We start from the raw sequence: 5,438 nt of genomic DNA, 5'->3' as shown, positions 1-5,438 counted from the left end.
TTTGATGCAGATTCTCTGTTCTATTGACCGATTATCCGCTATTGCTTGATTTTTGGGTAGTTGCGGAGCAAACTCTATTTTAGACTTGAACCGTTCCAGCTATTATAAATGGCTGCACCGGAGCAAGAGCTTCCGGGAAGCGGAAAACGAAGCCTTATTGCACGACATCGTCATGATCTGCGCAGAGCACAACAGTACCTACTGGTATCGCCGGATCGCCGACGAGTATAACGCGACGCACGAGAAACGGTATAACCTGAAACGTTTCTACCGTTTGACACATCTCGTTGGCCTGCTGGCTGTTATCCGTAGGAAACGTCCGGCATACCAGCGCTCCACACCGGAGGTGACTGCGGAAAATATTCTGGACCGTGACTTCACTGCCCAAAGCACAAACGAAAAATGGTGCAGCGATGTAACGGAGATGAAGTATGGTTCAGAGGGAGAAAGAGCCTATTTGAGCGCCATTCTGGATTTGAAATGTAAGGATATTGTCTCTCTTGCCATTGGTAAGCCTAACAACAGCCAGCTCGTTTTTGATACATTTGACCTAGCGGTCAAAAAGTATCCGGATGTGCATCCGCTATTCCACAGTGACCGAGGGTTCCAGTACACGAGCCGACAGTTTAAGGGGAGGCTGGACAAGCAGCAGATGACACAAAGTATGTCACGAGTGGGAAGATGTATTGACAACGGTCCGATGGAAGGCTTCTGGGGCATTCTGAAGTGCGAGATGTATTACCTGAACCACTTTGAGACCTACGAAGAACTTGTGACAGCGGTCGAGCAATTCATCCACTACTACAACACCCAGCGGCGCCAGCACAGACTGGATTGCCAAGCACCAGCCAGTTACCACAGCCTTCTGGAAGCTGCGTAACAGAAAAACCAGGACTCCATTTCTGGAATCCTGGAAAAAGTTTTTGCTTTTTCGTCTGTCTACTTGACAGGGAGCGGTTCACCTCCTCATTAGAGGAACTTATTTTGATTTTATTCCCCCCCAATAATGCTATTGCTACAGACAGTATCTTGGTACTATCATTATATTCTTATAAACACAGTAAATTTACTTGACAACCGAAATTGTCCCATTCTGAAATAGCAAAATAGTATCACATGCTTGAGCAATATCGGATGTGCTATGACTAGCAATCAAGATACACTTGCCTTCAGCCTTTAGTTTCTGAAGAAGTGTATGAATATCAGACACTCCCTGCGCGTCTAGACCATTGAAAGGTTCATCCAGAATAAGGTTTGTCGGGTTTTCAAGAATAGCTTGCGCAATTCCCAGCCGCTGCCTCATGCCAAGCGAGTATTGCCCAACGTGCTTTTTGTCATCCGGATCAAGGCCTACAAAGCGGATAACTTCAGCGATGCGCTCTGCTGACGCTTTCCCGGAAGTTCTTGCTAAGATTGAGAGGTTTTTCAAGGCACTTAGATGAGGTAGGAATCCCGGCGTTTCAATAATAATGCCAGTTGAAGGTGCAAAATCGCAATCGCGGGTAACTACTTTTTTCTCAACAGTAACATATCCAGAAGACGGATGCGTAAAGCCACAAATGCACCGCATCAGGGTCGTTTTTCCGCAACCGTTTGGCCCAGTTAATCCATAGATATGACTATTTTCAAATGTAAAGGTAATACCATCTAGAACACAGTGCTTACCAGAATATGTTTTGTGAAGGTTTTGAATCGTAATCATCCGTATCCCTCCTTAATAGTTAAAATGACAAATCTTCTCGTCTGAGACGCAAGACCATAGCAACAATCAAAATAGCATCCAACGTACAGTATCCGAAAATGATTTCTTTATAATGAGCTAAAGATGGATCCATAGTCAAGATGCCATTGATAGTAGCAAAATAAACGGGTAAAGTCCAGTCAGTAAAAAGTGTCATCAAAATCCAGGAAGACAAAAGTGTGGTCATACAGATTGTTAGTCCAACAATACTCTTGCCGTATATTCCGAAAAGAAGAATGATAAGGAGCATGGATACCCAAAAGAGAAAGAGCGGAACCATCGCAACGAATGTTGCGTGTAAAGTCGAAAATTGATTGCGTATAATCGCAGGTGTGATGCCGTCCTGATCGTTCATTAGAAATCCCTGCTGTACAAATTGGCAATCACTCCATTGCCAATCTGATGACACATGTGTAAGGGATGCAAGAAAGACTGTTACGCAGCAGAGCACAAGCATTAGCAGGGCCAGAATAAAGCACATGAATATTTGAGCAAATAGCCATTTTACGCGATTGGTCCGAATGAGCAAATAATTCTGGAAAGAAATTTTTCGCGGAAGTTCATCAGCCATAATAAGGAACATGGCAGAACTCATGATTGTGTTGAACCCTTTTGCCAGATGATAATATAGTACATCGCCAGAAGATAATTGCAACTGTTGGTTTGTGAAGTTTGTAATTGCAATATCTGCTTCTGAAATCCCCAGCATAATGATAAAGACTAAAAGAACAAGTGTACGTGGAGAGTGTGCCCATGAAGATAAGCACGCCGATAATATGCTGCGAATTGCGAGCGGCTTTTCCTTAGACATAGCGAAGCCTCCTTTTCAGTCCAATATAGTATACCAGATAAGCTATGCCCCCTAATACGGTGCTTACGCCTAATGTCTGGAAAAAACGTTCCCAAGTTAATCCATCATTATAGAGTCCTGATGGAGATGGTAAGGTAATTCCAAGAATATGGCCATACAGGCCATATGACCAGAAATAACAGATAGCAATAGGTATCATGATGCACATTTATCAGGAATCCATACAGTTACAGAAAGACCTACGAGCGCCCAAAGCGCACCACTTAACAGTAAACCAAAGGCAATCCATAAATACATCGGCCATGCATTAAGTATACCGCTCCAATCACCATATAAACCATAAAATCCAATTTCTTGATCTGGGTATATACTTGGCTGGTACGGCAATGCAATAATATTCCATAGACAGCAATGTAGTAAGAACGGAAGTGCAATGCTAAGTCCACCAGCTAACATTGCTGCAATGCTTTTATGCTGAACGTATTGTCCTACACTTTGACGGATACCGCGTAGAAGGTGAAAACCAGTATTGATTTCATCAATCTGCGATAAGGCGAATGGTAAAACCGCACAGAAAGGAAGCATTAGCATGACACCGCCAAAAAAGATACCTCCAAGTGATTGTTCCAGTGCAGAGGGGCGGTATTCCAGCGCACTTTCAGCAGATTCTTGCCACGTTGGAATAGAGAATCCAAGCAGGCAAATAAATACAATTGCACTGGCTAAAACCATCCCCCACGAGAAAACAGCTCGTTTCATCTCATGGGACAGCATATCAATTCTCCTCACATTATTTTTTTAGACTTTCCCAAGTAATTAAAGGATTTGCTGCACCGCGATCAGCACTTGCGTTAAATGGATCAATGAAGGTCCCCGTTTGAGCATTGACATAAGCAATGTGCGTTATATTACTTTGATACTCTATGCGGGGATCTGGAAAGTCTCCAACAATGATCCAGCAGGGCATTGCACGGAAGACATCTTTATCAAGCTCGGGCGTATTTAACAGAACGAGTTCGCACAACTCAACTTTTCTAATGGCAGTAATTCGGCCAGCCGTGATACACTGTTGAATAGTTTCTAGAATATTCACCCAGGGAAGTAGCGGAACATCTTCTGCTAGGCAAGCTGTCTCCTGCACAAGATTTGTGCAGGAAAACGCCATACAGTTGTTGTCAACAAGGTAACCACCCATTGAAGGAGCAGGAATAAACGGCGCATATTTTTCCTGGCGATAAAAGCAAATGGATTCCTGAATATTATTGAGCGTGGAGCCATGTAACACCTGACAAATATCCGTTGCAGAAATTTCATAATAGCCTTTATCTGTCAGCTGCTTCAAGGGTGTCCCGTTTTCTTCGGTATAGAGCGTATAGCAGCTATAGGGAATGACACCATCCATATCCAGCTGGAAATCCACATCAACCTTTAAGCCTAATATTTGAAACATTGCATCAGTATAAGCTTTCCAAGCATCTTCTTTGGAAAATAGATTCTTTTCTGCATACATGCCTTCCACGGGAGTGCTGTATGCACAATCCTTCAAGGGATCCACTTGAGGAAACCAGGCAGTAAATCCACTATCGAGACTTGCAAAATGATTCTCTTGTGATTCGATCTGCATGTTAGGCGGGCAGGATATCCTTCCCCGCCAATCAATGTATTGCACATTGAGCACTGGTAATTGCTCTTTTTTCGGAACGATAATCGGTGCGGTAATCGTTAGGTCACCATTGCGGGTGGCAACAGAAATACTAAATGAAACCGGTGTTGTTTGGTGCAGCTGTTGAATGGAAAGGAACTCCATATTTTCAGCAGCGGTCAGTGTCGGAATGGACAGCATAAGGCAAGCCAACGCTGCAAGTAATTTTTTCATGCTCATACACCCTCCTGATGTTGCTGCAACATTTTATAATGCTTGGCCTACAGCAGAAGCTGTAGGCCAAGCAAGAGAATTAGTAAGCGTTAAAGTAGCCGTTAATAGTGATTGTATTGTATCCACTCAACGCATGGTCAGTATTGCCGCGAGCCTTCAGACCATATTGCTTGCCGGTAACAGTCTTATCAGAACGAATAGGAGTCTTGGTGCCAGGCGTTACCCACTTACTGCCATAAGTCGTGCTCATGTCGTAGGGGCTAGTAGGAACAAAGAAATTAGTCATGTTGGACACACCGCGGCTTGTATGGTGCATGACATAGGTGCGCTGGTCGTTCGTTTGCTTAAAACGGTAGCAAGCTTCAACGACCCAACCGAAGGTCTTTGCTTCAGTACTGCACAGATTGACACCGCTAAAAGGATGACGGCCTTTGTCCGTATCATTGCTACAATCTGCAAAAGCGACATTCACACCTAGAGTTAGGAGCATGGCAAACGTCAACAACATTGCAACAAGCTTTTTCATTATAATTTCCCTCCATTATTGCATTTGTTCAAAAAAGGTGTTATAGTTATGGCATGACCTTGCAAAACGTACAGCCTTTGTGGCTGTGTCGCTCCCCAGCGTGTTGTGCAAGGCTTTTTTTCTGCCCGTCTATAGGCAGAGACCGACTCTCTCCAATGGAACCACCCCATTCATCTGCTGCTTCTATGCTACCACAAATGCAGCAACTATTCAATAACTAAGTACTGAGGATGTAGCACTTTAAGGAACACTTTTAATAGCCGATGTTGCCGAAGTATTTTCCCCTGCAACTGTACCATAAGATACAACTTTATAAGTTCCAGAGCCAACGCTTGTCGATTTACTCAGCCTCGCAGTTGCGCCGCCTGCTGCCGACGCTGTCCATGAAGCAACTTGAATCCATGAATTGCCACTCTGTTTATACAATATAACTCGCAGCGAACAGTCTACAGGCTCTGATGGCGCAACGCTGCCGCGACAGTCG

General features: G+C 44.0%; 6 protein-coding genes. 1 reads left to right on the top strand and 5 read right to left on the bottom strand.

What is annotated here, in order from left to right; genetic code table 11:
- The first annotated feature begins 52 nt into the window (after window positions 1-52).
- The gene (locus tag Q0F58_RS16880) at window positions 53-880 is read left to right on the top strand and encodes an IS3 family transposase (RefSeq protein WP_294379035.1); all 828 of its coding nucleotides are present in this window, start codon (window positions 53-55) and stop codon (window positions 878-880) included.
- Between the two features lie 186 nt (window positions 881-1,066).
- On the opposite strand, the gene Q0F58_RS16875 is transcribed toward Q0F58_RS16880, so the two are convergent.
- The 5 genes from Q0F58_RS16875 to Q0F58_RS16855 all read right to left on the bottom strand — a co-directional run bounded on the left by Q0F58_RS16875 (window position 1,067) and on the right by Q0F58_RS16855 (window position 4,954).
- Window positions 1,067-1,702 (bottom strand): ABC transporter ATP-binding protein, encoded by a 636-nt coding sequence (locus Q0F58_RS16875; protein WP_294379034.1) that lies wholly within the window; start codon window positions 1,700-1,702, stop codon window positions 1,067-1,069.
- Window positions 1,703-1,721: 19 nt separating this feature from the next.
- Entirely contained in the window at window positions 1,722-2,552 is an 831-nt protein-coding gene (locus Q0F58_RS16870; protein WP_294379033.1) for a hypothetical protein, read from the bottom strand.
- A 195-nt stretch (window positions 2,553-2,747) separates the two neighbouring features.
- Complete coding sequence (locus tag Q0F58_RS16865) at window positions 2,748-3,311, bottom strand: hypothetical protein (protein WP_294379032.1); 564 nt, start codon at window positions 3,309-3,311, stop codon at window positions 2,748-2,750.
- 31 nt (window positions 3,312-3,342) lie between these two features.
- Entirely contained in the window at window positions 3,343-4,428 is a 1,086-nt protein-coding gene (locus Q0F58_RS16860) for a hypothetical protein (RefSeq protein ID WP_294379031.1), read from the bottom strand.
- Window positions 4,429-4,507: 79 nt separating this feature from the next.
- The gene (locus Q0F58_RS16855; RefSeq protein ID WP_294379030.1) at window positions 4,508-4,954 is read right to left on the bottom strand and encodes a hypothetical protein; all 447 of its coding nucleotides are present in this window, start codon (window positions 4,952-4,954) and stop codon (window positions 4,508-4,510) included.
- Window positions 4,955-5,438: the final 484 nt, after the last annotated feature.

This window comes from uncultured Clostridium sp., from assembly GCF_934754915.1.
Classification (GTDB): Bacteria; Bacillota; Clostridia; order Clostridiales; family Clostridiaceae; genus Clostridium.
Note: the sequence above shows the minus strand (reverse complement) of the source record. Positions and strands in the feature narration are given on the sequence as shown.